Annotated in this window: 24 protein-coding genes and 1 pseudogene; 15 read left to right on the top strand and 10 right to left on the bottom strand. The window is 72.9% G+C overall.

The annotated features are described in order from the left end of the window. Positions 1–350: 350 nt before the first annotated feature. Positions 351–1,126, top strand: a pseudogene (locus ACIQFX_RS22850) (transposase family protein). Beyond that, positions 1,123–2,061: a trypsin-like peptidase domain-containing protein gene (locus ACIQFX_RS22855; protein ID WP_402466292.1), complete on the top strand. Its 939-nt coding sequence runs from the start codon at positions 1,123–1,125 to the stop codon at positions 2,059–2,061. Before ACIQFX_RS22850 ends, ACIQFX_RS22855 begins: the two are co-directional and overlap by 4 nt. 88 nt (positions 2,062–2,149) lie before the next feature. Here ACIQFX_RS22855 and ACIQFX_RS22860 read toward each other — a convergent pair whose 3' ends face one another. Together ACIQFX_RS22860 and ACIQFX_RS22865 are read right to left on the bottom strand one after the other, a co-directional pair. After that, a complete protein-coding gene (locus tag ACIQFX_RS22860) occupies positions 2,150–2,776 on the bottom strand; it encodes a YigZ family protein (RefSeq protein WP_402466295.1) in 627 nt (208 codons plus the stop codon). A 9-nt stretch (positions 2,777–2,785) separates the two neighbouring features. After that, positions 2,786–4,141: a PucR family transcriptional regulator gene (locus ACIQFX_RS22865; RefSeq protein ID WP_402466298.1), complete on the bottom strand. Its 1,356-nt coding sequence runs from the start codon at positions 4,139–4,141 to the stop codon at positions 2,786–2,788. A gap of 224 nt (positions 4,142–4,365) precedes the next feature. Between ACIQFX_RS22865 and ACIQFX_RS22870 the strand changes: the two genes are divergently transcribed. The 3 genes from ACIQFX_RS22870 (at position 4,366) to ACIQFX_RS22880 (ending at position 7,945) form a co-directional block, all read left to right on the top strand. Then, positions 4,366–5,937: a long-chain fatty acid--CoA ligase gene (locus tag ACIQFX_RS22870; RefSeq protein ID WP_402466300.1), complete on the top strand. Its 1,572-nt coding sequence runs from the start codon at positions 4,366–4,368 to the stop codon at positions 5,935–5,937. 15 nt (positions 5,938–5,952) lie between these two features. Then, positions 5,953–7,425: a carboxylesterase/lipase family protein gene (locus ACIQFX_RS22875; protein ID WP_402466303.1), complete on the top strand. Its 1,473-nt coding sequence runs from the start codon at positions 5,953–5,955 to the stop codon at positions 7,423–7,425. A gap of 79 nt (positions 7,426–7,504) precedes the next feature. Next, positions 7,505–7,945 (top strand): CoA-binding protein, encoded by a 441-nt coding sequence (locus ACIQFX_RS22880; RefSeq protein ID WP_402466306.1) that lies wholly within the window; start codon positions 7,505–7,507, stop codon positions 7,943–7,945. A 93-nt stretch (positions 7,946–8,038) separates the two neighbouring features. Here ACIQFX_RS22880 and ACIQFX_RS22885 read toward each other — a convergent pair whose 3' ends face one another. Further along, a complete protein-coding gene (locus ACIQFX_RS22885; RefSeq protein WP_402466308.1) occupies positions 8,039–8,602 on the bottom strand; it encodes a YbaK/EbsC family protein in 564 nt (187 codons plus the stop codon). 43 nt (positions 8,603–8,645) lie between these two features. Continuing rightward, positions 8,646–9,218 (bottom strand): helix-turn-helix domain-containing protein, encoded by a 573-nt coding sequence (locus ACIQFX_RS22890; RefSeq protein WP_402466310.1) that lies wholly within the window; start codon positions 9,216–9,218, stop codon positions 8,646–8,648. Positions 9,219–9,330: 112 nt separating this feature from the next. Here ACIQFX_RS22890 and ACIQFX_RS22895 point away from each other — a divergent pair, with 112 nt between their 5' ends. The 4 genes from ACIQFX_RS22895 (at position 9,331) to ACIQFX_RS22910 (ending at position 14,299) form a co-directional block, all read left to right on the top strand. Next, on the top strand, positions 9,331–10,194 hold the full coding sequence (locus tag ACIQFX_RS22895; RefSeq protein WP_402466313.1) for a DMT family transporter: 864 nt from the start codon (positions 9,331–9,333) through the stop codon (positions 10,192–10,194). 442 nt (positions 10,195–10,636) lie between these two features. Continuing rightward, positions 10,637–13,111, top strand: coding sequence for a glycoside hydrolase domain-containing protein (locus tag ACIQFX_RS22900; RefSeq protein WP_402466316.1), 2,475 nt, complete (start codon positions 10,637–10,639; stop codon positions 13,109–13,111). A gap of 82 nt (positions 13,112–13,193) precedes the next feature. Further along, entirely contained in the window at positions 13,194–13,616 is a 423-nt protein-coding gene (locus tag ACIQFX_RS22905; RefSeq protein ID WP_402466318.1) for a hypothetical protein, read from the top strand. Next, complete coding sequence (locus ACIQFX_RS22910) at positions 13,613–14,299, top strand: hypothetical protein (RefSeq protein ID WP_402466321.1); 687 nt, start codon at positions 13,613–13,615, stop codon at positions 14,297–14,299. The genes ACIQFX_RS22905 and ACIQFX_RS22910 overlap by 4 nt, the downstream gene beginning before the upstream one ends. A gap of 16 nt (positions 14,300–14,315) precedes the next feature. Here ACIQFX_RS22910 and ACIQFX_RS22915 read toward each other — a convergent pair whose 3' ends face one another. Further along, positions 14,316–15,077 carry an acyltransferase gene (locus ACIQFX_RS22915; protein WP_402466324.1) on the bottom strand — a complete coding sequence of 254 codons (762 nt, stop codon included), beginning with the start codon at positions 15,075–15,077 and terminating at the stop codon, positions 14,316–14,318. A gap of 131 nt (positions 15,078–15,208) precedes the next feature. Between ACIQFX_RS22915 and ACIQFX_RS22920 the strand changes: the two genes are divergently transcribed. Beyond that, positions 15,209–15,736, top strand: coding sequence for a gamma carbonic anhydrase family protein (locus tag ACIQFX_RS22920; RefSeq protein ID WP_402466326.1), 528 nt, complete (start codon positions 15,209–15,211; stop codon positions 15,734–15,736). A gap of 64 nt (positions 15,737–15,800) precedes the next feature. On the opposite strand, the gene ACIQFX_RS22925 is transcribed toward ACIQFX_RS22920, so the two are convergent. Further along, entirely contained in the window at positions 15,801–16,454 is a 654-nt protein-coding gene (locus tag ACIQFX_RS22925; RefSeq protein ID WP_402466328.1) for a DedA family protein, read from the bottom strand. A 243-nt stretch (positions 16,455–16,697) separates the two neighbouring features. Further along, positions 16,698–17,135, bottom strand: a complete 438-nt coding sequence (locus tag ACIQFX_RS22930; RefSeq protein ID WP_030214413.1) for a DUF4442 domain-containing protein — start codon at positions 17,133–17,135, stop codon at positions 16,698–16,700. Positions 17,136–17,233: 98 nt separating this feature from the next. On the opposite strand from ACIQFX_RS22930, the gene ACIQFX_RS22935 reads away from it, so the two are divergent. Then, complete coding sequence (locus ACIQFX_RS22935) at positions 17,234–18,340, top strand: hypothetical protein (protein WP_402466330.1); 1,107 nt, start codon at positions 17,234–17,236, stop codon at positions 18,338–18,340. A gap of 120 nt (positions 18,341–18,460) precedes the next feature. Then, positions 18,461–19,813, top strand: a complete 1,353-nt coding sequence (locus tag ACIQFX_RS22940; protein WP_402466332.1) for an MFS transporter — start codon at positions 18,461–18,463, stop codon at positions 19,811–19,813. A gap of 154 nt (positions 19,814–19,967) precedes the next feature. On the opposite strand, the gene ACIQFX_RS22945 is transcribed toward ACIQFX_RS22940, so the two are convergent. Both ACIQFX_RS22945 and ACIQFX_RS22950 read right to left on the bottom strand, forming a co-directional pair. Beyond that, complete coding sequence (locus ACIQFX_RS22945; protein WP_402466334.1) at positions 19,968–20,813, bottom strand: spermidine synthase; 846 nt, start codon at positions 20,811–20,813, stop codon at positions 19,968–19,970. 62 nt (positions 20,814–20,875) lie between these two features. Further along, the gene (locus ACIQFX_RS22950) at positions 20,876–21,631 is read right to left on the bottom strand and encodes a DNA alkylation repair protein (RefSeq protein ID WP_402466337.1); all 756 of its coding nucleotides are present in this window, start codon (positions 21,629–21,631) and stop codon (positions 20,876–20,878) included. Between the two features lie 97 nt (positions 21,632–21,728). Between ACIQFX_RS22950 and ACIQFX_RS22955 the strand changes: the two genes are divergently transcribed. Then, on the top strand, positions 21,729–22,490 hold the full coding sequence (locus ACIQFX_RS22955; RefSeq protein ID WP_402466340.1) for a TVP38/TMEM64 family protein: 762 nt from the start codon (positions 21,729–21,731) through the stop codon (positions 22,488–22,490). A 143-nt stretch (positions 22,491–22,633) separates the two neighbouring features. Then, the gene (locus tag ACIQFX_RS22960; RefSeq protein ID WP_402466342.1) at positions 22,634–23,506 is read left to right on the top strand and encodes an undecaprenyl-diphosphate phosphatase; all 873 of its coding nucleotides are present in this window, start codon (positions 22,634–22,636) and stop codon (positions 23,504–23,506) included. A 14-nt stretch (positions 23,507–23,520) separates the two neighbouring features. Here ACIQFX_RS22960 and ACIQFX_RS22965 read toward each other — a convergent pair whose 3' ends face one another. Then, complete coding sequence (locus ACIQFX_RS22965) at positions 23,521–24,114, bottom strand: flavin reductase family protein (protein ID WP_033201839.1); 594 nt, start codon at positions 24,112–24,114, stop codon at positions 23,521–23,523. A gap of 81 nt (positions 24,115–24,195) precedes the next feature. Between ACIQFX_RS22965 and ACIQFX_RS22970 the strand changes: the two genes are divergently transcribed. Further along, positions 24,196–24,642 (top strand): nuclear transport factor 2 family protein, encoded by a 447-nt coding sequence (locus ACIQFX_RS22970; protein WP_402466345.1) that lies wholly within the window; start codon positions 24,196–24,198, stop codon positions 24,640–24,642. The last annotated feature ends 97 nt before the right edge of the window (positions 24,643–24,739 follow it).

Consider the following 24,739-nt stretch of genomic DNA (forward strand, 5'->3'; position numbering starts at 1 on the left):
CGTCGAAGGCCGCCCGGCCCCGGGCACAGGCCCCTTCGGGGGAGCTCCCCACCACATCCGGCGTACCGAGGTGCTGCGCGAGGAGCAGCGCCCGGTGCCGGTCCGGCAGGGACTGGTTCGAGCCTTGTTCAGCCGCCTTGCGACGGAACAGACCGAGTGATTCCATGAAATGCGCCTTTTCCGACCTGCTGGCGTGGCTGGCAGGTTGGGGTACCGTGCGCGAGGTGAACGACGAAGCTCCTGGTAGACGGGTTCACGACCAAGATCACCTGTGCCGACCAGAAGCTTCGCGTGCTTGTCTACCCTTCCCCAAGCTCTCGGCTTCGCTCGAGCAGGGGAGACCCCATTCGATCGATCTGTCCAGCGCACACCTTCGTCACCTCGCCCGGTGCCTGGCCGCTCACCGTCGCAAGATCGGCACCCGATGGTGTCGCATCACGCCGAGCCGGCAGGCGCTTCTGGTCCTGGCTCACCTGCGCTGCGGCGACACCTACGCTCAGCCGGCCGCCGCGTTCGGCATCGGGATCGCGACCGTCTACCGTTACGTCAGCGAAGCGATACAGGTCCTGGCCGCACTCGCTCCCAGCCTGGCCGAGGCGATGCGGACCGCATGCCGGCTGGCCTTCGTAATCCTCGACGGGACGCTCCTGCCGATCGACCGGATCGCCGCCGACACCCCGTACTACTCCGTCAAGCGCAAGCGCCACGGCATGAGCGTCCAAGTCCTCACCGACCCATTCGGACGGCTGCTGTGGGCTTCGCCCGCGCTCCCCGGCTCCACTCACGACCTGACCGCCGCCCGTACCCACGGCATCGTCGACGCACTTGCCGAGGCCGGGCTGAAGTGCTGGGCCGAGTCGACGCACTTGCCGAGGCCGGACTGAAGTGCTGGGCCGACAAGGCTTATCAGGGCGCCGGCGGTTCCATCCGGGTGCCCTTTCGCGGCCGTCGCCTCAAGCGGTGGCAGCGCAGGCACAACAGTAGCCACGCCAAGATCCGCTGCCTCGGCGAGCAGGCCATGGCCACCCTCAAAGGCTGGCGACTCCTGCGGAAGCTCCGCTGCAGCACCAACCGCATCACCGACCTGGTGAAGGCCGTCCTCGTCCTTCACCACGCATCAGCGTGAGGTGGGAAAAGGCTCAGCGGCTGGAGAACGCCCGCAGGCTGACCCGGGCGGCGACCGTGCTCGCCGTCTTCGACCACGCCCTGGACATGGTGGTCCGAAAGGCGACGGGTGAGCCGGATGTCGCCCCCGTGGTCTTCACCGGAGAGACCAAGGAGGAGATCATCTTCCGCGACGACACGGTTCCGTTCCTCTTCGTGCAGGGCGGCGCGGCGGCCGGCAGCGCCGTGGCGCGGATCAAGGTCCCCCCGTACCAGGGAGGCACCCCGCAACCCCAGGCCCATCCACACGCGGGCACCGGCTGGCTGATCGCCCCGGGACTGCTTGTCACCAACCACCACGTGGTGACCGCCCGGTCCCGCACCGGCCCGGAGCGGATCGTGGTGGACCCCGCCGACTTGCAGCTGCAGGCACAGAACTCCACGTGCCGCTTCGACTACCTGGACGACGGATCCGGGACCGAGGAGGTGTCCGGCGGGGCCCTGGTCGCCTCGGACGAGGTGCTCGACTACGCGGTCCTGCGGCTGGCGGACGGCCAGGCCTCTCCCGAGACCGTCCTGCGGGTGGCCGACGATCCCCTGAAGGTGGCCAAGGACCAGCCGGTGGCGGTCAACGTCATCCAGCACCCGGGCGGCGCGCCCAAACGCATCGCCCTGCGCAACAACCTCGTCCACGAAGCGGACGGCCGGGACCTGCGCTACTTCACCGACACCCGCGCCGGCTCCTCAGGCTCCCCCGTCCTCACCGACGACTGGACCGTGGTCGCGCTGCACCGCGGCGCCCGCCGGGTCGAGGACGTCAGCTTCCGGGGCAAGAACACGGCGTTCGTGGACGTCGGCACCCAGGTGAGCAGCGTCCTGCGCCATCTGCAGCAGAACAGCCCCGAGGTGCACGCGGAGATCACGGCGGCACAGGCGGCGCTCGCCGGACAGGGATGACCGGCCCGTCACCCGCGGCGAACGACGCGGCGCGGGTCTTCGCCGCCAGGGGGGTCCGATCAGGCCTCCGCCCGTCACGCTCCACGCGTCACGCGTCGCCGTAGGCCTCTCCGCCGAGTTCGAAGGCGGCCGTGCCCGCCGTCGCGTCGGCGAGCCAGGCGCGGAAGGCGGGGACGTCCGAGTCGGGCAGGCCGATCTCGATGGTGACGGCGTCGGCGTAGCGGACGTCGCGGACGGCGCGCCCGGTGGCGCGCAGGTCGTTCTCCAGCTTGCCGGCCCGCTGGTGGTCGACGGTGACGGTGGCGAGCCGGAAGCGCTGCCGGGTGACGGTGCCGAGGGCGTCGAGCGCCTCGCCGACGACGCCGCCGTACGCGCGGATGAGGCCGCCGGCGCCGAGTTTCACGCCGCCGTAGTAGCGGGTGACGACGGCGGCGACGTACCGCATCTCGCGGCGCAGCAGCATCTGGAGCATGGGGACGCCGGCCGTGCCGCCCGGCTCGCCGTCGTCGCTGGCCTTCTGGACGGAGGCGTCGGCGCCGAGGACGTAGGCGAAGCAGTTGTGGGTGGCGGTCGGGTGCTCCTTGCGGATGCGGGCGACGAACTCCTGGGCCTCCCGTTCGTCGGCGACGGGCGCCAGCGCGCAGAGGAAGCGCGAGCGGTTGATCTCGGTCTCGTGCACGCCCTCGTGGGCCAGCGTGCGGTACTGCTCCTGCATCCGGCCAGCCTACGTTCCGTCGGCGTCCCGTTCTCCGGCGGCCGGTGCGGGGGCGGCCGCGGGGCCCGCGTACGGCAGGGCGCGCAGGGCCAGCGCCCAGCCGAGCCTGGCCTCGCCCGACTCGCTGGAGCGGCCGGTGAGCTCGGCGACGCGGCCGATGCGGTTGAGGACGGTGTTGCGGTGGCAGTAGAGCTGCTCGGCGGCCCGGGACGCCGAGCAGCCGTGGTCGAGCCAGGCCCTGAGGGTGGTGAGGAGCGCGGCCCGCTCACCACCGGTGGCGAGGACGGGGCCGAGGTGGACGGTGACGATCCGCTCGGCGATGTCGGTGCGGCCGCTGAGGAGGACCTCGGCGAGCCGGGCGTCGAAGCCCGCGACCTCGCCGCTGCCCGCCCGGAGGGTGCGCAGGGTCTGCTCGGCGAGCCGCAGGGCGCGGCCCGCCTGGGAGAGCCGCTCGAACTCCGGGGAGACGCCGGCGGTCGCGCCGGTCCGCTCGCGCAGGGCCGCGAGGAGCGTCCGGACCGCCGGGTCGGCGGCGGGTCCGGTCGCGGTCCGGTCGGCGGGCGTGACGCGGCGGGGCAGCCGGACGATGCCGGCGTACCGTCCCGAGCGGGGCCGCCAGAAGGACCACAGGCCCTGGGCCTCCAGGGCGGGCGCGAGGTGCGGCGGTGCGGCCGGGTCCTGGGCGGCGACCACGGCGACGTACCGGTCGACCGCGGGGACGCCGAGCGCGGCCGCGGCGGCCGAGGCCACGGCCGGGTCGTCGGCGCGGCCGTCGAGCAGGGCCTCGAAGAGGGCGACGCGCCGGGTGTCCTGGCGGCTCTGCAGTTCCAGCTGGGCGACCCGGTAGGCGTCGGCCATGGCGACCGAGTAGCGGTCGATGGTCTCCCAGACGCCGCTCGCCATGTCGAGCTCGATGTCGCGGCTGTCGGAGGCCCGTCCGGCCCGGACCCGCAGGTGCTCGGCCATGACCTGCCAGAGGACCCGGCCGCCGCGCCGGTAGGCCTGGAGCACGGTGTCGAGCGGCACGCCCTGCTCGGCGCGGCGGCGGCCGGTCTCGCGCGCCGCCCACTCGAAGTCGCCGCCGGTCGCGTCAAGGCCGCCGAAGTCCTCCAGGGCGCGCAGCAGGTTGTCCCGGCAGATCTCCCAGAGGTCCTCCCGGGTGACGGGGGTGCCGGAGGCGTACGTGCCGGAGTGGGCGCGGATGTCGGCGACGGCGCGGTCGGTGAGCCGGTCGACGTCGGCGAGCATCGTCGTGGCGAGGGCGCGGCGGAGCGCCCCGGAGCCTCCGGCGCCGCCCAGGGGCGTGTGGCTTCCGCCGGAGCGCACCCCCACGGGTTCGCCGGGCGCGGCCGAGCTGTGCGTCATGCGAGGCACCGTAGCCGCGGGATTTGGCGAATGCCACGGGTCGGGTCCGACGGTGGGGCCGTTGCCCAGCTCGCGCCGTCACATGGTGGGCGTCTGCACATGGTGTGCGGGCGGGATCGCGGCGGATTCTGTGCGGTGTCAGCCGATGGCCGACGGCGCCGTCGCCTCCGCGTCCTCCCGAGCGGTGCCGGGGCGTCGTCCACTCCGTGCCCCTGGAGCGTGTCATGTCACTGAGCGTCGCCGGTGTGCTGGGCGAGTCCGCCCGCCACTTCCCCGACCGGATCGCGGTGGTCGAGGGAACGACCCGGCTCGCCTACGGGGAGCTGTGGACGGAGGCGCTGCGCTGCGCCGCGGGGCTGCGGGAGGCCGGGGTGGAGCCGGGCGACCGGCTGGCCGTGCTGCTGCCGAACACGACCGAGTTCCTGCGCGTCTACTACGGGGCCCTCGCCGCCGGCGCGACGGTGGTGCCGGTGCACGCGCTGCTCGTCGCCGACGAGGTGCGGTACGTCCTCGAACACAGCGGCGCGGTCGGCATCGTGAGCGGGGGGCCGCTCTGGGCGGTGGCCGACGAGGCGGCGCGGGCCGCCGGGGTGCGCGCCTTCCAGGGGGCGCCGGCGGCCGCGGAGCCGCTGGCCGCGCCGGAGCCGGCCGGGCCGTCCGACATCGCCGTGGTCCTCTACACCAGCGGCACGACGGGCCGCCCCAAGGGCGCCCTGCTCACGCACCTCAACATCGTCATGAACGCCTCCGTGACCTCGCAGGACCTGCTCGGCCTGGGCGTCGGCGACGTGGTCCTCGGCTGTCTGCCGCTGTTCCACAGCTACGGCCAGACCTGCGCGATGAACGGCACGTTCCGGCAGGGCGCGACGCTGGTGCTCATGCCCCGGTTCAGCGGTCCCGCGGCACTCCGGGTGCTCGCCGACGAGGGCGTGACGGTCTTCATGGGCGTGCCCACGATGTACCACGCCCTGGTGGAGGCCGCGGCGGCCTCGGAGCTGCGGCCCGCGGCCCTGCGCGCCGCCGTGTCGGGCGGTGCGGCGCTTCCGGTGGCCGTCCTGGAACGCTTCGAGGAAGCCTTCCGCACCCAGGTCCTGGAGGGGTACGGCCTGACGGAGACCTCGCCGGTCGCCACCTTCAACCAGCCGCACCTGGGCCGCCGGCCGGGGACGGTCGGGCATCCGGTGTGGGGCGTCGAGGTGGGCGTCGCGGACGCGGCCGTCGACGGGGAGGTCCGGCTGCTCGCGGACGGCGAGGTCGGCGAGGTCGTGGTGCGCGGGCACAACGTGTTCGCCGGGTACCTCGACGACCCGGAGGCGACGGCCGCGGCGGTCGTCGACGGCTGGTTCCGCACGGGCGACCTCGGCGCCCGCGACGAGGACGGCTTCCTGCGGATCGTGGACCGCAAGAAGGACCTGGTGATCCGCGGCGGCTTCAACATCTACCCGCGCGAGGTCGAGGAGGTGCTCGTCCGCCATCCGTCGGTCGCGGAGGTCGCGGTGATCGGCGTCCCCGACGAGGCGAAGGGCGAGGAGGTGTGCGCGGTGGTGGTGCGCCGGGAGAACGCCGCCCCGCTCTCCGAGGACGAGCTCGTCGACTGGTCCCGCGAGCGGCTCGGCCGCCACAAGTACCCCCGGATCGTGCGCTTCGTCGACGCGTTGCCGCTCGGCCCGACGGGCAAGGTCCTCAAGCGCGCACTGGTGGCGCGGGGCCGGGCCCTGCCCGGAGGGTCCGGCGACGCGCCGCCTTCCGGACGGGGCCCTGGCCCCGTCGTCCCTTCGCGTCACCGTCGACCGTGAGAAGGGCCTGAATCGATGTCGGAGTACGGTCCCGAGGCCCGCACGCGCGGCGGGGTGCTGCGCGGTTCCCTGAAGGACGGGGTGGCCGCCTTCCTCGGCGTCCCCTACGCCCGGCCGCCCGTGGGCGGGTTGCGTTTCCGGGCCCCGGAGCCGATCGGGCCCTGGGACGGGGTGCGGGAGGCCACGGCGTTCGGGCCGACGGCGCCCAAGCGCCCGTACGCCCCGCCGCTGGACGCGCTGCTGCCCGACCCCGCGGTCGCGGGCGACGGCTGCCTGAACCTCAACGTGTGGGCTCCGTGGGAGGTTTCGACACCGGCCGCACCGGAGGGCGGGCGGCCGGTGATGGTCTGGATCCACGGCGGGTCCCTGATCCACGGCTCCTCGTCGGTCCCCGTCTACGACGGCACCGCGTTCGCCCGCGACGGCGTGGTGCTCGTCTCGCTCAACTACCGGCTCGGCGTGGAGGGGTTCGGGGTGTTCCCCGACGCGCCCGCCGATCTGGGCCTGCGCGACCAGATCGCCGCGCTCGCCTGGGTGCGGGAGAACATCGCGGCCTTCGGCGGCGATCCGGAGCGGGTGACGGTGTTCGGCGAGTCGGCGGGCGCGATCTCGATCGCCGCGCTGCTCGCGTCGCCGCTCGCCGAGGGCCTGTTCCGGCGGGCGGTGCTGCAGAGCGGCGCCCCGATGGCGCTGCCGCTCGACCGGGCGCGCCGGACCACGGAGGCGGTGGCCGCCCGGCTGAAGGTGCCGGCGACGGCGGAGGCACTCGCGCGCGTGGACCTGGAGCGCCTGCTCGCGGCGCAGACGGAGGTGACCGGCAAGGGCTCGCCGCTGGCGGGCGGGCACTCCTTCCAGATCGCCGTGGACGGCGAGGTCCTGCCGCGCGATCCGGCGGAGGCACTCGCGGCCGGGGCCTCGGCCGGGGTGGACGTCCTCATGGGCACGACCACCGAGGAGTACCGGCTCTGGTTCGTGCCGGGCGGGGTCGTCGACCGGGTGGGGCCCCTCGCGCAGCGGCTCGTGCTGTGGAGGACGGGGGTGCCGTCGCGCACGGCCCGGGTGTACCGGGCGGGCCGTGCGCGGGAGAAGCCCGGCGAGGTGCTCGGCGCGCTCGCGACGGACAAGCTGCTGCGGATCCCGCTGAACCGGCTCGCGGACGCCCGGCTGCGCTCCGGCGCGCCCGGGGGCACGCACCTGTACGAGTTCGGCTGGCGCTCCCCGGTCCTCGGCCTCGGCGCCTGTCACGCGCTGGAGCTCGGCTTCGTCTTCGACACGCTCGACCTGCCGGAGACGCGCGCGCTGACGGGCCCGGACGCTCCCCAGGCTCTGGCGACCGCGATGCACGCCGCCTGGGTGGCCTTCGCCGCGACCGGAGACCCCGGCTGGCGCGCCTGGGATCCCGCCCGGCCGGTCATGGCCTTCGGCCCGGGCGCTCCGTCCCTGGTCGAGGCACCGCGCGAGGCCGAACGGCGCGCCTGGGACGCCTGAAGGTCCCGGCGGGAATCACCGCGCGGCGCGGCTCGTTCACCTCGGGGACGGGCCGCACCGAGGAAAGGGAGCAGGAGCGATGAGTGTCGACACAGCGACCGCGGAACCGAGCGGGTACTCCGCGGCGGAGACGGTACGGCGGATCCTGACGTCCACCGGCGACACCTGGGCGGTGGTGGGGCTCTCCTCCAACCGGGCGCGGGCCGCGTACGGCGTGGCGGCGGTCCTCCAGCGCTTCGGCAAGCGGATCGTCCCGGTCCATCCGAAGGCGGAGACGGTCCACGGCGAGCAGGGCTACGCCTCCCTCGCCGACATCCCGTTCCCGGTGGACGTCGTCGACGTGTTCGTGAACAGCGACCAGGCGGGCGGGATCGCCGACGAGGCGGTGGCGATCGGCGCCAAGGCGGTCTGGTTCCAGCTGGACGTCATCGACGACGAGGCCTTCGCCCGCACCCGCGCGGCGGGCCTCGACATGGTCATGGACCGCTGCCCCGCGATCGAGATCCCGCGCCTCGGCTGACCGGTGGTGGACGGCCCCGCCCGCGCCCGACCGGCGCTCGGCGGGGCCGTCGCCGTGCCGTCCCCCGTACGACCCCGCGGAGCGCCTTCCGGGTCAGCCGACGGGGACGCCGAGTCCCTCCAGGACGATCGCGCCGGGCAGTTGGGCGAGCGCCTTGCCCGGCAGGATGAGCTTGCCGCGGCGGCGGCCGCTGCCGACGAGGACCCACGGGGTGTCGACGACGGCGGCGTCCACGAGGAGGGGCCAGGCGGCCGGGAGGCCGACGGGGGTGATGCCCCCGTACTCCATGCCGGTCTCGCCGGTCGCGGTGTCCGCCGGGGCGAAGGAGGCCTTGCGGGCGCCGAGGTGCCTGCGGACGACGCCGTTCACGTCGACCCTCGTCGCCGACTTCACCACGCACGCGGCGAGCGTGGTCGTCTCGCCCCGCTTGCCCGCGACGACCACGCAGTTGGCGGACGCGTCGAGCAGGTCGGGGCCGTGGTGCTCCACGAAGACGGCGGTGTCGGCGATGGCCGGGTCGGTGTCCACGTACAGCAGTCGCTCGGCCGGGACGGGGCCCGTCCAGGCGCGGACGGCGGCGGCGACGGGGTCGGCCAGCAGGTCGAGGACGTCGGGGGCGGGCCGGGCGTCGGTGAAGTCTCCGATGGGTGCGCGCATGCGCGCCACGCTAACGGCCCGGGGCGGGCGGCGGGCGGGCGTCTCAGCGTACGGGCGGGATGGAGACGGCCATCGTCATCTCGGCGGGTTCGTCGCCGTCGTTGCGGTAGACGTGCGCCACGTTCGCCTCGAAGACGGCGGAGGTGCCGGTCGGCAGCGTGTGCTCCTCGCCGTCCACGACGAGGGTGAGGACCCCGGCGGTGACGTGCAGGAGTTCGGTCGTGCCGTCCGGGTGCGGGTCGGAGGCGCTGCCGTCGCCGGGCATGAGGGTCCAGGACCAGAGTTCCAGCGGGCCGCGGGCCTCGGTGCCGACGAGCAGGGTGGTGTGGCTGCCCGTGGAGGTGGACCACATGCGGACGGCCTGGCCGGGCGGGACGAGCCGGACCTGGGGGCCCTGCTCGTAGTCGAGGAGGGTCGTGATGGAGACGCCGAGCGCGTCGGCCAGCTTGACCGTGGTGCCCACGCTGGGGTTCGTCCGGGCCTGCTCGATCTGGATGATCATGCCCCGGCTGACGCCCGCCCGTGCGGCGAGCGCGTCCAGGGTGAAGCCCCGCTCCTTGCGCCAGCGCTTCAGGTTCCGGGCGAGCGACTGCGTGAGCTGGTCGAGGTCCGACACATTCCCGTCCAATATTTTGGATGACAGAGTTCAATAGACTGAACTACGGTGGGCTGCACCCCATTGTTCACTGCACTGTACTGCGTCCCGCCGTACGCGACTGCGAGGATCCATGACCGCCCTGTTCGCCCTGGCCACCAGCCTGCTCTGGGGCCTCGCCGACTTCGGCGGCGGACTGCTCACGCGCCGGATCCCCGCCCTCACGGTGGTCGTCGCCTCCCAGGTCCTCGCGGTCCTCGTCCTCGGCGCGATCGTCCTCGCCACCGGCGCCTGGACCGAGGCCGGACCGCGACTCTGGTACGCCGTCGGGGCCGGCATCGTCGGCCCGGCGGCCATGCTCGCCTTCTACAAGGCGCTCGCACTCGGCCCCATGGGCGTCGTCTCACCGCTCGGCTCGCTCGGCGTGGCCGTCCCGGTCTCCGCGGGCCTCCTCCTCGGCGACCGGCCGGGGGCGCTCCAGTTCGCCGGCATCGGCGTGGCCGTCCTCGGCGTCGTGCTCGCCGGCGGCCCCGAACTGCGCGGGGCGCCCGTCCAGCGCCGGGCGGTCCTGCTGACCCTGGTAGCGGCCTTCGGCTTCGGCTCGGTCATGGCGCTCATCGCCGAGGCCTCCACGACCCTGACCGGCCTCTTCCTCGCCCTGTTCGTCCAGCGCGTCACCAACGTCCTGGTCGGCGGCGGCGCCCTGTACGCGTCGGTGAGGCGCGGCGGCCGGACCCTGCCCGAGGGCGGCCCCGGGGTCGTCCGCGCGGCCCTGCCGGCCCTCGCGTTCGTCGGCCTCGCCGACGTCGCCGCCAACGGCACGTACGCCGTCGCCGCCCAGCAGGGCCCGGTCGCCCTCGCCGCCGTCCTCGCCAGCCTCTACCCCGTCGTCACGGCCTTCGCGGCCTTCGCGGTCCTCAAGGAGCGCCTCCGCTCGATCCAGGCCGTCGGTGCGCTCCTCGCCCTGGGCGGCACGGTCCTGCTGGTCGCGGCCTGAGCGGCCGCCCCCACTCCACGATCCCCCCTCCACGATCCCGGCGTGACCAACGTCACACCGCACAGAACTGGCACTTCTCGTTCTCTTCTCCCGCTCTCGCGCTCCGCCGGGGTGTGGCCTGAACCCTGCCCGCACCCGGCGCCGTGACGCGTGCGCGGCACCCGCCCGCACCCCCACCCCCGACGACATCGGGGCGCCCCCGGGCCTCGGAGGCCGGACGTCCCGGCCGCGCTCGGCGGCTGGCCGAACAGCCCCCCTTCCGGTCCCGGTCGGTCCTCAACTCCTCGGCGGAAAAAGAGAGCTGAAAGAGCGCCACGGCGGCCGAATCCCCTTTGCAGCCGCGCGGCAACCGGCTTAGGTTCACCTGGCTCTTTCCAGTACTGCCGACCGAGGTCGCGACGCATGGCGACCGGGCACCGGCAGAGAACAGTGGGGGAATGCAGTGGCGGACGAGAAGGTGCTTGACGCCCAGAAATGGGTCAACGCGACGTACGGCGCGGTGGCCGGCTACGTACGGTGCCCCGAGGACGGCAGAACCGGCTGGTCGACCATGAACTCCCTGATCATGGGCCTCCAGCACGAGCTGGGCATCACTCCGGTGGTGGCGAGCTTCGGCCCCACCACGATGTCCAAGCTCACGGCCCTCGGCGACATCGGGTTCGGCTGGAACAAGAACTCCAACATCGTGCGGATCATCCAGCACGGCCTGTTCTGCAAGGGTTACTGGGGCGCCAACGGCTTCGGCGAGTTCGGCGCCGTCACCACCGAGGCGGTCAAGTCCCTCCGTGTCAACATGGGCCTCCCGGACGGCGGCACGGGCACCGCGGGCGGCACCGTCACGCCGAAGATCTTCAAGTGCATCCTCAACATGGACGCGTACGTCGTCGTGGCCGGCGGCACCGAGAAGATCCGGAGCATCCAGCAGTGGCTCAACAGCCGCTACTGGCAGCGCGACGCCTACTCGATCGGCCCGTGCGACGGCATCTACTCCCGGGACGTGCAGAAGTCCCTGGTGATCGCCATCCAGTACGAACTGGGCCTCACCCCCAACGGCAACTTCGGCCCCGGCACGCAGGCCGGACTGAAGTCCCGCACCGTGCGCGAGGGCAGCACCGGCATCTTCGTCGAGCTCTTCACCGCCGCCTGCGTCTTCAACGAGCCGGTGATCCTGCGCGGCCTCGACGACCAGGAGGTCCGGACCACCTTCAAGAGCACCTTCGACTCGAAGACGAAGGAGTTCGTCCAGATCTTCCAGGTGTTCTCCCAGCTGTACAAGCAGGGCGACGCCAACTACGGCGTGGGCGAGTTCGACACCTGGTCCCAGCTGCTGGTGTCCATGGGCAACGCGGACCGCGCGGCGACCGCTTCGGACACCCGGTTCGAGATCACCGCCTCCCGGGCCCGCTGGCTGTTCGACAACGGCTACCGCATGGTCGGCCGCTACCTGTACGACCCGCCGGGCTCCACTCTCGACAAGGAGATCAAGCCCGGTGAGCTGAACACCATCTTCAGCGCCGGCCTGCGGGTCTTCCCGATCTACCAGGACAACGCCCGCCAGCTCGCCGACTTCACCTACACCCAGGGCTACCAGCACGCCCTCAACGCGCACGACCTGGCCTCCGGGTACGGCTTCAACCGGGGCACGACGATCTACTTCGCCGTCGACTACGACGCCCAGCAGTGGGAGATCGACGGCCAGCCGCAGGGCATCGTGGCCTACTTCAACGGCGTGGTGGCCGGCCTCGCGAGCCGGGGCAAGAAGTACTTCCACGGCGTCTACGGCTCCCGCAACGTCTGTATCAACGTCACCGCCAAGACCGGGGCGCGCTTCTCCTTCGTGTCCGGCATGTCCTGGGGCTTCTCCGGCAACCTCGGCTACCCCCTGCCCTCCAACTGGGCCATCAACCAGATCAAGGAGTTCCAGGTCACCAACGGGTCCGACGTCTTCGACCTGGACCGGGACGTCTGGCGGACCGGGGCCGAGCCCGGCGTCTCCTCGGTCAACAACACGGGCGGTCCCGCCGACGCGTACATCGCCTACGTGCAGCGGCTCCTCAACCACGCCAACGCCTACAAGACGGCGAACAACGTCGGCACCAACGCGAGCCGCCTGGTGATGGAGTACATCCGTCACGAGAAGTACCAGGGCATCCAGTGGTGGTGGCTGGCCGACAGCTACGACGAGGGCTTCGTGTCGTACTGCAACGCCCGCGGCGAGTCGGTGCAGAACTCCTTCACGGACCCCATCACGGGCTACGAGCTCGACGCCACCCACCTGATGGCCACGGCGAACGGCTTCCTGGAGAACTCCGACCCCTCCGAGAAGAAGGAGTCCACCGGCGGCGACATCGCCGGCTGGGGCGGCGACATCATGACCTTCTGGGCGGACTGGCGGAACTCGGTGAACGAGTACGCCTCGCCGCTCACGTTCACCCAGGCCAAACTCGCGGTGCCCGGCAAGGTGTCCAGCTTCGGCTACACGGACATGATCGAGGACGTCGACGGCTACCTGCTGGCCAAGTACGTCGCCGGCGGCGGCGACATCGTCTCCTGGATGAACGCGCACTACAACGGCGGCGGCGGCCTGACCCGCTTCCGCAGCCACTTCGACAAGCGCTGGGTGACCGCCACCGACTGCCGCGCCTGCTGCTGGGACGTCCTCGCCGGTCCCTCCGACGTCACCGTCAACGCGGCCCGGCTCGCGCTCATCACCGGCGCCGGCGCCGCCCTCCCGGCGGACTACGTCCTGCTGCCGGGCGGCACGGAGAAACTGGCCGAGTTCTGCCAGGGCTTCACCGACCGCCAGCTCTCCCTGATCGGCCTGGAGAACAGCTTCGCCCCCCAGTTCAAGGAGAACCTCGCCACCTACCGCAAGCAGGCGGCGCAGCGAGCGGCACAACGGGGGGCCGCCCGATAGACACGCACCTCACGAGGGCCGCGGCGGCCGGCAGGTGGCGCGATAGCGCCGGGCCGCCGCGGGGGACGTGCAGGCTTGCCCCATGGTGATCCTTCTCGTTCCGATCCTCATCCCCCTCCTCGTCGCGTTCGTGTTCTGGCTCCGTCCGCTGTTCGCCGGAACCTGGCGCCGCAGCCCCGGCTGGTTCGTCTGGAGCGCGCTGCTCCTGCTGGTGACGACCGGAGTCACGTACCTCGTCGGCTCCCTGGCCGGGGCGTCGCTCGACCCGGAGGAGGCCTGCCACAACGCGGGGCAGACCTACGACCGGGCCTACCGCAGGGCGAACTTCGACGAGTACACGCAGTGGTTCCCGCTGCACGACAAGTGCAACGCGGGGTACGACCTGGTCCCGGCCTGGGTGAACCCGACCCTGGTCGTGCTTCCCGCCCTGGCGCTCCTCTGCCTGGGCTACGCGATACGACTGGCCGTCACCCGAAGCCGTACCGAGAAGAAGGGCACGTCATGAACGATCTGAGCCGACGCCGTGTGCTCGGCGCCGCCGGAAGTGTGGCCGGCGCGGCCGCACTCGGATTCCTGGACCTGACCCCGGCGGCGGCCGCCGTACCGGGCGCGCAGGCCGGCCCGGAACCGACGCCGACCACCTGGCGCGGCAGCCGTTCGGCCAACGGCTGGAAGATCCTCGAAGAGGCCGCCCCGCACCCCATCGAGGGCAGCGGTCTCACCGTCCGCCTGGCCGGCGGAGACGCGGCGACGATCCTGCTCCACGTCGCCCGCCGCTTCCACTACGAGATCGACGCACTGCGCACGGGGGACGTGACGGGCCACACCACGTCCCGCTCCGTCCGCCGGCCGCACGAGTCGAACTACCTGTCGGGCTCGGCGATCGCCATCCGCTCGTACGCCTACCCGCTGGGCGCACGGGGCGGGCTGTACCCGCACGAGCAGGTCGTGGTGCGGGACATCCTGGCCGAGCTGGACGGCGTCGTCGCCTGGGGCGGCGACCTGGCCTCGCCCCAGGAGTCGCACTTCGAGCTGGCCCTCGCGCCGACCCACCCCAAGGTGCGCGGCGTGGCCCGCAAGCTGCGGGCCTGGCGGGACACCCCCGGTCAGGGGGCCGGGGCGATCGACGCGTTCGCCCCGGAGCGGTTGGCGAGCGCCCAGGCGTTCGCCGGTCGCACCGCCCGGTAGGAGCGATCCTCCCGCGTCACCCCTGGGAGGACGTGGCCGTCTGTTCGGCTTCCCACGCCGCGAGCGCGGCGAGCTGTTCCGGCGTCACGTCCTCCGGGATCGGCCTGGGGGTCGGGGTCCGCAGCGGCGGCTGCCACCCCTTCTCGGGGTCCCAGCTGCGGACCACCCGGGCCGGGGCGCCCGCCACGACCGAGTGGTCCGGCACCTCGCCGCGGACGACCGCGCCGGCCGCGACGACCACGTTGCGGCCGATCCGCGCGCCCGGCAGGATCACCGCTCCGGTGCCGAGCCAGCAGCCGGGGCCGATCGAGACCGGCTCCGAGCGCGGCCACTGGCGGCCGATGGGCTCGTCGGGGTCGTCGTAGCTGTGGTTGGTCGACGTGATGTAGACGTACGGGCCGCAGTACGTGTTCGAGCCGATGGTCACCGTCGTGTCGGCGATGACGTGGCTGCCGCGACCGAGGACCACCCCGTCGCCGAGGGTCAGGACGGTCTCCGTGCCCAGGTCGAGGTCGGGCAGCATGCCCGCCGTCAGCGTGACCTGCTCGGCGATGATGCAGCACTCGCCGATCTCGATCCACCGCTCGCCGAAGACCGTGCCCTGCGGGAAGGCCAGCCGGGTGCCCGCGCCGAGCCGGCGGAAGCGCAGCCGCCCCGGGTGCTCGGCGGTGACGGAGCCGGCCTGCTGCGCCCAGCGCCAGCCGCCCTGCACGGCACGGGCGACGACCCGGCGCCGCCAGGCGGCGAGGGATGAGAACGTGTTTCTGTTCCTGGGCACCCGGCCACCGTAGTCGGCGCCGTCGTGCCTGATCAGTGCGGTGCGCTGTGATGTCCGTCATGAGCACCGCATAGGCTGCGGCCGGGGGTGTCCCCGGGCGCGACACGACGGCTGACGATCAGGAGCGAACCATGACAGAGGCGTTGATCAAGGGTGTGGGCGGCAAGGAACCGCTGATCGACCCGACCGCGTTCACCGCCCCGACCTCCGTGGTGCTCGGCGAGGTCACGCTCGGCGCCCGCGCCAGCGTCTGGTACCACACCGTGCTGCGCGCGGACTGCGGTCCCATCGCGATCGGCGAGGACTCCAACATCCAGGACAACAGCACCGTGCACGTCGACCCGGGCTTCCCCGTCTCCATCGGCGACCGGGTGACCGTCGGCCACAACGCCACCGTGCACGGCTGCGTCATCGAGGACGACGTGCTCGTCGGCATGGGCGCGACGGTCCTCAACGGCGCCCGGATCGGCGCCGGCTCCCTGGTCGCCGCCCAGGCGCTGGTCCCGCAGGGGATGGAGATCCCGCCGGGCTCGCTGGTGGCGGGCGTACCGGCGAAGGTGCGCCGCCCGCTCACCGACGAGGAGAAGGAGGGCATCAAGCTGAACGCCGAGATGTACCTGCTGCTCGCCAAGGGCCACGCCGAGGCCTTCGACGCCTGAGCCCCGGTACGGCGGAGGGCGGCACCCGCACCGGGTGCCGCCCTCCGCCGCGTGGGTTCCTGGGTCAGTCCGCGACCGGGACCGGCTCCGCCTCGGGGGTGGCGGTCCGCTGCGCCGCCGCCTTCTTGGCGCGGTTCTTGACGACCAGCATCGAGGCGATGCCGATCAGCACGGCGAGCACCAGGCCGAGCCAGGAGAAGCGCTTGAGCCAGGCCTCGGCGACGACGCCGACCGAGTAGATGACGGCCGTGGTGCCGCCGGCCCACAGGATGCCGCCGAAGACGTTGGCGATGAGGAACTTCCAGTACGGCATGTGCAGGACGCCGGCGAGCGGTCCGGCGAAGATGCGCAGCAGGGCGACGAAGCGGCCGAAGAAGACCGCCCACATGCCCCACTTCTGGAAGGACTGCTCGGCGAGCCCGATGTTGGCCTCGCTGAAGTGCTTGGGGAACTTCTTCCCGAGCCAGGCGAGGAGCGGCCGGCCGCCCTTGCGGCCGATGGCGTAGCCGATCGAGTCGCCGATGATCGCGCCGGCGGTGGCGCAGGCGCCGAGGACGTAGGGGTTGATCTCGCCGTGCTGCGAGGCGAGCAGCGCCGAGCTCACGAGCACGATCTCGCCGGGCAGCGGGATGCCCAGGCTCTCCAGGCCGATCACCACGCCCACCAGTGCGTAGATCGCGACCGCAGGGATCGTCTCCAGCCATTCCTGCACGTGCAACGCGGTTCCTCCCGTGTCGGCCCGGCGTGCACCGCGTCGGGCACGCCACAGCAGCCTAGCCGGTCGGGACGGACCGGCCTCGACGCCCGGGGTGAGGGCTGGGTCACCCGGGGAGGCGCCGCCGGCGCGGGGCCGCCGCCGGCCGGTGCCGAGGACGTGACGGGAGGTCTTCCGGGGCGGTGGCCCGGAACGCGGCCGCCCCCGCACCCGACGGGGTGCGGGGGCGGCGCGCGGTGTGCCGGGTCAGGCGTTCGGGCGCAGGGTCCACACGACGGTCATCTCGCCGGTGACGGCGCCGTCCTCGCGGGTGATGTCGATCCGCACGGGGAACTCCGGGCGCTGTCCTGCGTCGAGCTCGGCGACCACCTCGGCGGCGGGGCGGCCGAGGGTGGCGGTGGCCGTGACGACGCCCATGGCCAGCTTCTTGTAGCCGATCTCGGCCTTGACGGCGAGCGGGACGGCACGGCTCAGCTGGTCGCCGAAGGCGGCGAGCACGATGGCGCCGCTGGCGGACTCGGCCAGGGTGAACATCGCTCCGGCGTGCGGGCCGCCGACGTGGTTGTGGTAGGCGGGCTGGTCCGGCAGGCGCACGACGGCGCGCTCGGCGGTGGTCTCCAGGAACTCCAGGTTGAGGGTTCCGGCCATGGGAACCGTCGCGGCGAGCATCTCGCCGACGGTCATCTGGTCTGCGCTCATGACCGGTGATGTTACCCACGAGTAGCAGCCTTGGCCATCCCTCTCGTGGTCCGGCCGCCCCCGCACCTCTATGGTTACTGGCCATGTGGCCAGGACAGCAGCCGCCCGGGGGCGAGCAGAACCCGCAGGACCAGAGTCAGAACCCCTACCAGCAGTCGGGGTACCAGCAGCCCAACCCGTACCAGCAGCCGCCGACGCAGCCCGGCTACCCGCAGCAGCCGCCGACGCAGCCGGGCTACGGGCAGCAGCAGCCGGGATACCCGCAGCAGGGGTACGCCCAGCAGCCCGGCTACGGACAGCCGAACCCGTACCAGCAGCCGACGGCGCCGCATCAGTACGCGGTACCGGGTCCGGGGCAGCCCGGCGGCCCCGGTGACGGGAAGAAGAAGCAGACGACGATCGTGGCGATCGTCGCCGCGACGGCGGTGGTCGTCGCCGCCGGCGTCACCGGCTACCTGGTGCTCGGCAAGGACGACGACGGGAAGCCGAACGCCGGCGACCCGAAGCCGCCCGTGACGACCAGCGCCCCGACGGACCCGACGGCCGATCCCAGCACCTCGCCGTCGATCGAGAACCCGCGCGACGGCGCCGCCCAGCAGCCGACGATCCCGGGCTGGAAGGTCGTCTACAACCCCAAGTACGGCACCCTCTTCGACGTACCGCCCGAGTGGGAGGTGATGAAGCCGGGGTCGATCACGTACTTCGACGACGAGAAGAAGCACGACGGCACCCCGCTCGTCACCATGTCCAGCCCCACGCGCTACAAGAGCAAGTGGTGCACCTACGACACCGACAAGAACGGCAGCGAGGAGACCTGGGGCCTCAGCACCGCCGGCACCAAGGGCGGCCAGGGCGCGAAGAGCACCGCCGACGCGGCGCGCAGCGAGGCGGGGACGTGGGTGTGGGGCGGTTACGCGCAGCACATGCCGCAGAGCACCATCAAGATCACCAAGCCCGTGGCGTACACCACCGAGTCCGGCCTCACCGGGCACGTGGCGACGGCGGTGGCACCGAACGTCAAGAAGCGCAACAAGTGCGAGTCGGACGGCAAGTCGATCGCCTTCACGTTCAAGAACGCGGCGGGCGACTTCAGCACCTGGGTCCTCTACGCGGCGGACGGCGTCAAGGACGAACTTCCCGACGCCACCATCCAGAAGATCCTCTCCACGGTCCGGCTCGCCGGTTCCTGACGGTCGCGTCGGGTTCACGGCGGTTCGCCCCCGGGTTCCCGGCGGTCCCGTACGGCCCGCCACCGGATCCGTCCGGTTATCGGTTTGGCAGGAGGGGGAGGCGACAGGGATAGTCCCGGGGTGACCAATCCCGCCGACTCCCCCGCCTCCCCCGGCCGCGCCCGCGCCCGGCGCCCCGAATGGGCGGGCCGCAACTACGTCCTGCTGACCGCCGCCACGATCGTGACCAACCTCGGCGCGAACGGCGCGCTGATCGCCACGACCTGGGCGGTCTTCGACGCCGGCGGCGACCCGGGCGACGTGGGCCTCGTGGCGATGGCCCGCTTCCTCCCGCTCGTCCTCTTCCTCCTCATCGGCGGCGCCGTGGCGGACCGGATCCCCCGGCACCGGGTGATGGTCGCCGCCAACGCCGTCAACTGCGTCTCCCAGGCCGCCTTCGCGGCGCTCGTCCTCTCCGGCCAGGCGCAGATCTGGCAGATGATGGCGCTCACCGCGCTCTGCGGCACCGGCCAGGCCTTCTTCAACCCGGCGGCCGAGGGCATGCTCATGGCCAGCGTCACCGGGGAGCAGGCGAGCCGCGCCTTCGCCGTCTACCGGATGGCCATGCACGGCGCGAGCATCGGCGGGGCCGCCCTCGGCGGCGCGCTCGTCGCGTTCGTCGGCCCCGGCTGGGTCCTCGCGATCGACGCGCTCGCGTTCGCCGTGGCGGGCGGCCTCCGCGCCTTCCTCGACGTGAAGGGCATTCCGGAACGCGCCCCGAGCGGCGGCCTCTTCGCCGATCTGCGGGAAGGCTGGCAGGAGTTCATCGGCCGGCCCTGGCTCTGGTCGATCGTCGCCCAGTTCTCGGTGGTGGTCGCCCTGATCGGCGCGGTCGACTCGGTGTTCGGGCCGCTGGTCGCCCGGGACCACCTGGGCGGCTCGCAGCCCTGGGGCCTCGCCCTCGCCGCGTACGGCGTCGGGACCGTCGCGGGCGCCGTCCTGATGACCCGGTGGAAGCCCCGCCGGCTCCTGTTCGTCGGCACGCTGTGCGTCTTCCCGATCGCGCTGCCCTCGGCGGCGCTCGCCGTGCCCCTGGACGCGGCGGGGCTGACGGTCGCGATGTTCGTCAGCGGCATGGCCATCGAGGTCTTCGGCGTCTCGTGGATGACGACCATGCACCAGGAGATCCCGGAGGACAAGCTGTCCCGCGTCTCCGCCTACGACTGGTTCGGCTCGACGGCCCTCCTCCCGCTGTCCACCGCGCTCGCGGGGCCCGCGGAGACCGCCTTCGGCCGCAGCCAGGCCCTGTGGGGCGCGGCGGCCCTCATGGTGCTCGTCACCGCGCTCGTCCTCCTGGTGCCGGACGTCCGCAACCTGACCCGCCGTCCGCACGCGAAGGAGGTCACCGGCGCGCCGCTGGAGCCCGCCGCCGAGACCACCGGCGCGCCGCTGAAGGCTTCGGCCGAGACCACCGGCGCCCGGCAGGGCACCTGAGCCGGGGCTCTCCCCGGGGTTCCTCCGGGGTTCCTCCGGGGAGACCCCGGGGAGGCCGGGAGGCCGGGAGGCCGGGAGGCCGGGAGCCCGGGAGGCCGGGAGCCCGGGAGGCCGGGAGCCCGGGAGCCCGGGAGCCCGGGAGCCCGGGAGAGCCTCAGTCGATGCCGAACGCGCCGTCCGGCGGGACGGGTGACGGTACGGCCCCGGCGTCCCTGACCGGTTCCGCGCCCCTGCTGAACCGGTCCAGGGTCGCGCCGTGCTCCACGCGCGCGGGGAAGGCGTCCGCCGCCACCCTGCGGGAGAGGTGCGCGAGGTCGATCTCCCGGCCCGAGGCGACCAGGACGGCGTTCCCGAAGCGGCGGCCGCGCAGCACGGCCGGCTCGGCGACCAGCGCCAGCTCGGGGAAGACGGCCGCGAAGGTGGCGACCTGCGAGCGGAGGAAAGCGAACGGCGCCCCGTCGGCCAGATTGGCCGCGTAGACGCCCTCCGGCCGCAGGACCCGCCGCACCTCGCGCGCGTACTCCACGGACGTGAGGTGCGCGGGCACCCGCGAACCCCCGAAGACGTCGCCCACGATCACGTCGGCCGAGGCCGCGGGCGCCGCCTCCAGCCAGCCCCGGGCGTCCGCCCCGTGCACGGTGATCCCCGACCCAGCCGCCAGCGGCAGGTGCTCGGCGACCAGGTCGAGCAGGCCCCGGTCCGCCTCGACCACGTCCTGGCACGAGCCGGGCCGCGTGACGGCGACGTACCGCGGCAGGGACAGGCCCCCGCCCCCCAGGTGCAGGACGTCCAGGGGTTCGCCCTCGCCCGCCGCACCGTCGACGACATGGGCGAGTCGCCGCGCGTACTCGAACTCCAGGTACGCCGGGTCGTCCAGGTCCACGTACGACTGCGGAGCGCCGTCGACCGTCAGCAACCAGGCCCGCTCCCGGTCCACGTCGGGCATGAGGCGCGCGGTCCCGTGGTCGACCTCGCGGATGACGGGAATCTGCTCGTTCACGTCCTCATTGTGCCGCTGCCCGCCTCCGCGCCCGCCCCCGGGGAGTCGCCGCGATGAGCCGGTCAGAGGTTCTTGAGGGCCTCACGGACGGAGAGCGGGGAGAGCCGGGCCTCGTGGGCGGCGACGAACGCGCGGACTTCGGCGGGGGCGGTCTTCGCGTACTCGCGCAGGCTCCAGCCGATGGCCTTGCGGAGGAAGAAGTCCGTGTCGGCGGAGCGGCGCAGGCAGTGGGAGAAGAGCCGGTCGGCGTCGGTGTCCTCCTTGAAGCGGAGCTGGTGCAGGAGCGCGGTGCGGGCGACCCAGAGGTCGTCGTCCCCGATCCACTCGTCCATGCGGTCCGCGAGGGACGGGTCGGCGGCGACGAGGGGGCCGACGACGTGGGCGGCGAGGTGGTCGACGGTGTCCCACCAGGACACGGTGGTGACGAGCCGGTGGGCGACGGGGAGGAAGCCCGACGAGCAGCGCTTCACGTGGCGGCGCAGGTAGTCGACGGCGAAGTAGTGGTACTCGCGCTCGGGCAGGGCGAAGCAGCGCAGGGCGACGGCGGCGCAGTCGCGCTCGTCGGGGCGCGGGGTGCCGTCGAGGACCGTACGGGACAGGGCGCGGCGCTCGGGCGTGCGCACCCCGAGGAAGGGGGCCACGCCCTTCATGTACGCGACCATCTCCTGCGCCCGGAAGGGGTTCCCGGCGGCGGGGTAGACCTCGGTGAGCCGCTCCAGGACGGTGTCGGCGAGGGCGCTGTCGGGCGGGGTGACGTCCTCGGGCGGCGCCGGGGCGCCGGGGGCGCCGACGGGGTCGACGGCGGCGTGGTCGGTCATGGGGCCCTCTCGGTCAGGGCGCGGGCTCCGGGCGCGGCCCGGACGGACATGACGCACATTACGGCGATCATACGGACGCGTCCGTTACTCTCCCCGAATGCTCGCCCCCGTCCCCCGGCCGCCGGGCTCCCTCGCCGTCCGCTGCTCCCGGGCCCTGCTCTCGCCCCGCTCGCGGCTCTCCCTGCTCGCGCTGCTGCTGCTCACGGCGGCGGCCCTCGTGGTGCTGTACGAACCGCAGCGGCTGCTCTCCTCGGGCTGGCCGGCCCGGACGGACGGCGCCGGGGCGGTGCTGCTCTTCGGCCTCGCGTACGGGGTGTGCACGGCGGCCCTGGTGCCGCGGCCGGTGCTGAACCTGGCGGCGGGCGCCCTCTTCGGCTCCGCGTTCGGCCTGACGGCCGCCGTCGCGGGGACGGTGCTCGGCGCGGGCATCTCCTTCACGCTCGGACGGTACCTCGGCCAGGACGCGCTGCGGCCGCTGCTGCGCGGCCGCTGGCTGACGGCGGCGGACGGGCAGCTGAGCCGGCACGGCTTCCGGTCGATGCTGGCGATCCGGCTGTTCCCCGGCGTGCCGTTCGCGGCGGCCAACTACTGCGCGGCGGTCTCCCGCATGGGGTACGTGCCGTTCCTGCTCGCGACGGCGCTGGGCTCGGTGCCGAACACCACCGCGTACGTGGTCGCCGGCGCCCAGGCCGGCTCGCCCGGCTCGCCCGCCTTCCTCTTCTCGGCCGGATTCATCGTCCTCTCCGTTCTCGCCGGGGCGGTCGTGGCCTGGCGCAAGCGGCACGGCCTGCGCGCCCCGGCCCCCGTTCCGGCTCCGGCCGCTGAACCGGAACCGGAGCCGGTGGGCAGCGCCCGCTGAGGTCCCCCGGCCGGACCACGACGGGCCCCGGGGAGACCGGAACGGGCGGGGAGGAAGGGTGATCACCGGCGCGTCATCTTGGGAAGGTACGCTGCGCACGACCTTCTGACCGCACACGTACATAACGGGACGGCCCTAGCCCCATGAGTTGGTTCGAATCGTTCATCCTCGGGCTCGTCCAGGGGCTGACGGAGTTCCTTCCCATCTCCTCCAGCGCGCACCTCCGCCTCACCGCCGCGTTCGCCGGCTGGGAGGACCCGGGGGCGGCCTTCACCGCGATCACCCAGATCGGCACGGAGACCGCTGTCCTCATCTACTTCCGCAAGGACATCGCCCGGATCGTGTCGGCCTGGTTCCGCTCGCTGACCGACAAGGCGATGCGCTCCGACCACGACGCCCAGATGGGCTGGCTCGTGATCGTCGGCTCGATCCCGATCGGCGTCCTCGGCGTCACCTTCAAGGACCAGATCGAGGGCCCGTTCCGCGACCTGCGGCTGATCGCCACCACCCTGATCGTCATGGGCATCGTCCTCGGCGTCGCCGACCGCCTGGCCGCCCGCGACGAGATCGGCGGCCGCCACCGCGTGGTCCGCGAGCGCAAGACGCTCAAGGACCTCGGCGTCAGGGACGGCCTCATCTACGGCTTCTGCCAGGCCATGGCCCTCATCCCCGGCGTCTCCCGCTCCGGCGCCACGATCTCCGGCGGCCTCCTCATGGGCTACACCCGCGAGGCCGCCGCCCGCTACTCGTTCCTTCTGGCGATCCCGGCGGTCCTCGCCTCCGGCGTCTTCGAACTGAAGGACGCCGGCGAAGGACACGTCTCCTGGGGACCGACGATCTTCGCCACCTTCATCGCCTTCGGCGTCGGCTACGCCGTCATCGCCTGGTTCATGAAGTTCATCACCACCAAGTCCTTCATGCCCTTCGTGATCTACCGCATCCTCCTCGGCATCCTCCTCTTCATCCTCGTCGGCACCGACACCCTCAGCCCCCACGCGGGCGAGTCCGCGGGCTGACGCCTGAACGCCCTCTACGCCCGGTAGGGCACCCTGGCGATCTCCTCGATGCCGCCGAGGGTGCCCCACTCGTTCTTGCCGAGGCGGGAGAGCGGCCGCATCAGCGCCATCTCGGGGTGGCCGTCGACGAGGACCGACTCGTCGACGGCCGCGTGGACGACGCGGCCGAAGACGACCGTCGAGTCGCCGATGCGCAGGGTGCTGTGGAGTTCGCATTCGAGCGCGACGGGCGACTGGGCGACGCGCGCCGGCTTCACTCGCAGGCTGGGCTCGCGTTCGACCCCGCACGCGTCGAACTCGCTCATGCCGCGCGGGAAGTCCGTCGCCGTCGCGTTGATCTGCTCGAAGAGGGCCTGGGGGGCGAGGTTCACGACGAACTCACCCGTCTCCTCGACGTTGCGCAGCGAGTCCTTGCGGCCGACGGAGGTGAACTGCACGACCGGGGGGTTGACCGAGGCGATGGTGAAGAAGGAGTGGGGGGCGAGGTTGTCCGTGCCATCGGCGGACGTCGTGGAGACCCAGGCGATGGGCCGGGGTACGACGGTGGCGGTGAGCAGCCGGTAGAAGGAGGGGCCGTCGCTCAGGTCGGGATCGATGTTCACGCGCATGTCGGACAGTATGACCGCGCGCCGGAACTCGTCCCGCGCACGCCCCTTGGCCCCGGGCCCCCGCTGCCGGACACTGAGCCGATGACGCAGCGCGTGGACCTCACGACCGTGATGGACCGGCTCGCCGTCGACGACCTGGTATCCGGGTACGCGGCAGCCGTGGACGACGCCGACTGGACCGCCTACCGGGCGTTGTTCGCCCCGGACGGCCGGGCCGACTACCGGGGCTCGGGCGGCATCGAGGGCCCTGTCGACGCGGTGGCCGACTGGCTCGCCGAGACGATGCCCCTCTTCCCCGTACGCCAACACCTCATCGTGAACCGGCGGGTCGTCTTCCGGGAACCGGACGGCTATCCCCAGCCGGGCGACGAGGCGGACGTCCGCGCCGACTACGTCAACCCGATGCGCTTCGCCTCCGGCGAGGACTTCGTCTGCGGCGGGCGCTACGCCTTCACGGCGCGGCGCACCGCCGACGGCTGGCGCCTCCACTCGGTCGTCGTCGACGAACGGTGGCGCCACCACCGCTGACGCCCGGACGCCCCGACGCACGACGCCGGCGTTCCACGGCTCGCGGGCCGCGGGCCGCTCCGCGCAGGCCCCTGGAGTGCCGGAGCGCGGACACTGG

The organism is Streptomyces sp. NPDC093089 (genome assembly GCF_044754405.1).
In the GTDB taxonomy this organism is placed as follows: Bacteria; Actinomycetota; Actinomycetes; order Streptomycetales; family Streptomycetaceae; genus Streptomyces.

Bases quoted from the DNA above. Each gene is read 5' to 3' on its own strand.
- ACIQFX_RS22895 (WP_402466313.1), top strand. From the start codon at position 9,331: ATGACCGCCCTGTTCGCCCTGGCCACCAGCCTGCTCTGGGGCCTCGCC.
- ACIQFX_RS22955 (WP_402466340.1), top strand. From the start codon at position 21,729: ATGCTCGCCCCCGTCCCCCGGCCGCCGGGCTCCCTCGCCGTCCGCTGC.
- ACIQFX_RS22880 (WP_402466306.1), top strand. From the start codon at position 7,505: ATGAGTGTCGACACAGCGACCGCGGAACCGAGCGGGTACTCCGCGGCG.
- ACIQFX_RS22920 (WP_402466326.1), top strand. From the start codon at position 15,209: ATGACAGAGGCGTTGATCAAGGGTGTGGGCGGCAAGGAACCGCTGATC.
- ACIQFX_RS22865 (WP_402466298.1), bottom strand. From the start codon at position 4,141: ATGACGCACAGCTCGGCCGCGCCCGGCGAACCCGTGGGGGTGCGCTCC.
- ACIQFX_RS22870 (WP_402466300.1), top strand. From the start codon at position 4,366: ATGTCACTGAGCGTCGCCGGTGTGCTGGGCGAGTCCGCCCGCCACTTC.
- ACIQFX_RS22910 (WP_402466321.1), top strand. From the start codon at position 13,613: ATGAACGATCTGAGCCGACGCCGTGTGCTCGGCGCCGCCGGAAGTGTG.
- ACIQFX_RS22905 (WP_402466318.1), top strand. From the start codon at position 13,194: ATGGTGATCCTTCTCGTTCCGATCCTCATCCCCCTCCTCGTCGCGTTC.
- ACIQFX_RS22885 (WP_402466308.1), bottom strand. From the start codon at position 8,602: ATGCGCGCACCCATCGGAGACTTCACCGACGCCCGGCCCGCCCCCGAC.
- ACIQFX_RS22935 (WP_402466330.1), top strand. From the start codon at position 17,234: ATGTGGCCAGGACAGCAGCCGCCCGGGGGCGAGCAGAACCCGCAGGAC.
- ACIQFX_RS22875 (WP_402466303.1), top strand. From the start codon at position 5,953: ATGTCGGAGTACGGTCCCGAGGCCCGCACGCGCGGCGGGGTGCTGCGC.
- ACIQFX_RS22965 (WP_033201839.1), bottom strand. From the start codon at position 24,114: ATGCGCGTGAACATCGATCCCGACCTGAGCGACGGCCCCTCCTTCTAC.
- ACIQFX_RS22950 (WP_402466337.1), bottom strand. From the start codon at position 21,631: ATGACCGACCACGCCGCCGTCGACCCCGTCGGCGCCCCCGGCGCCCCG.
- ACIQFX_RS22960 (WP_402466342.1), top strand. From the start codon at position 22,634: ATGAGTTGGTTCGAATCGTTCATCCTCGGGCTCGTCCAGGGGCTGACG.
- ACIQFX_RS22970 (WP_402466345.1), top strand. From the start codon at position 24,196: ATGACGCAGCGCGTGGACCTCACGACCGTGATGGACCGGCTCGCCGTC.
- ACIQFX_RS22860 (WP_402466295.1), bottom strand. From the start codon at position 2,776: ATGCAGGAGCAGTACCGCACGCTGGCCCACGAGGGCGTGCACGAGACC.
- ACIQFX_RS22930 (WP_030214413.1), bottom strand. From the start codon at position 17,135: ATGACCGTCGGCGAGATGCTCGCCGCGACGGTTCCCATGGCCGGAACC.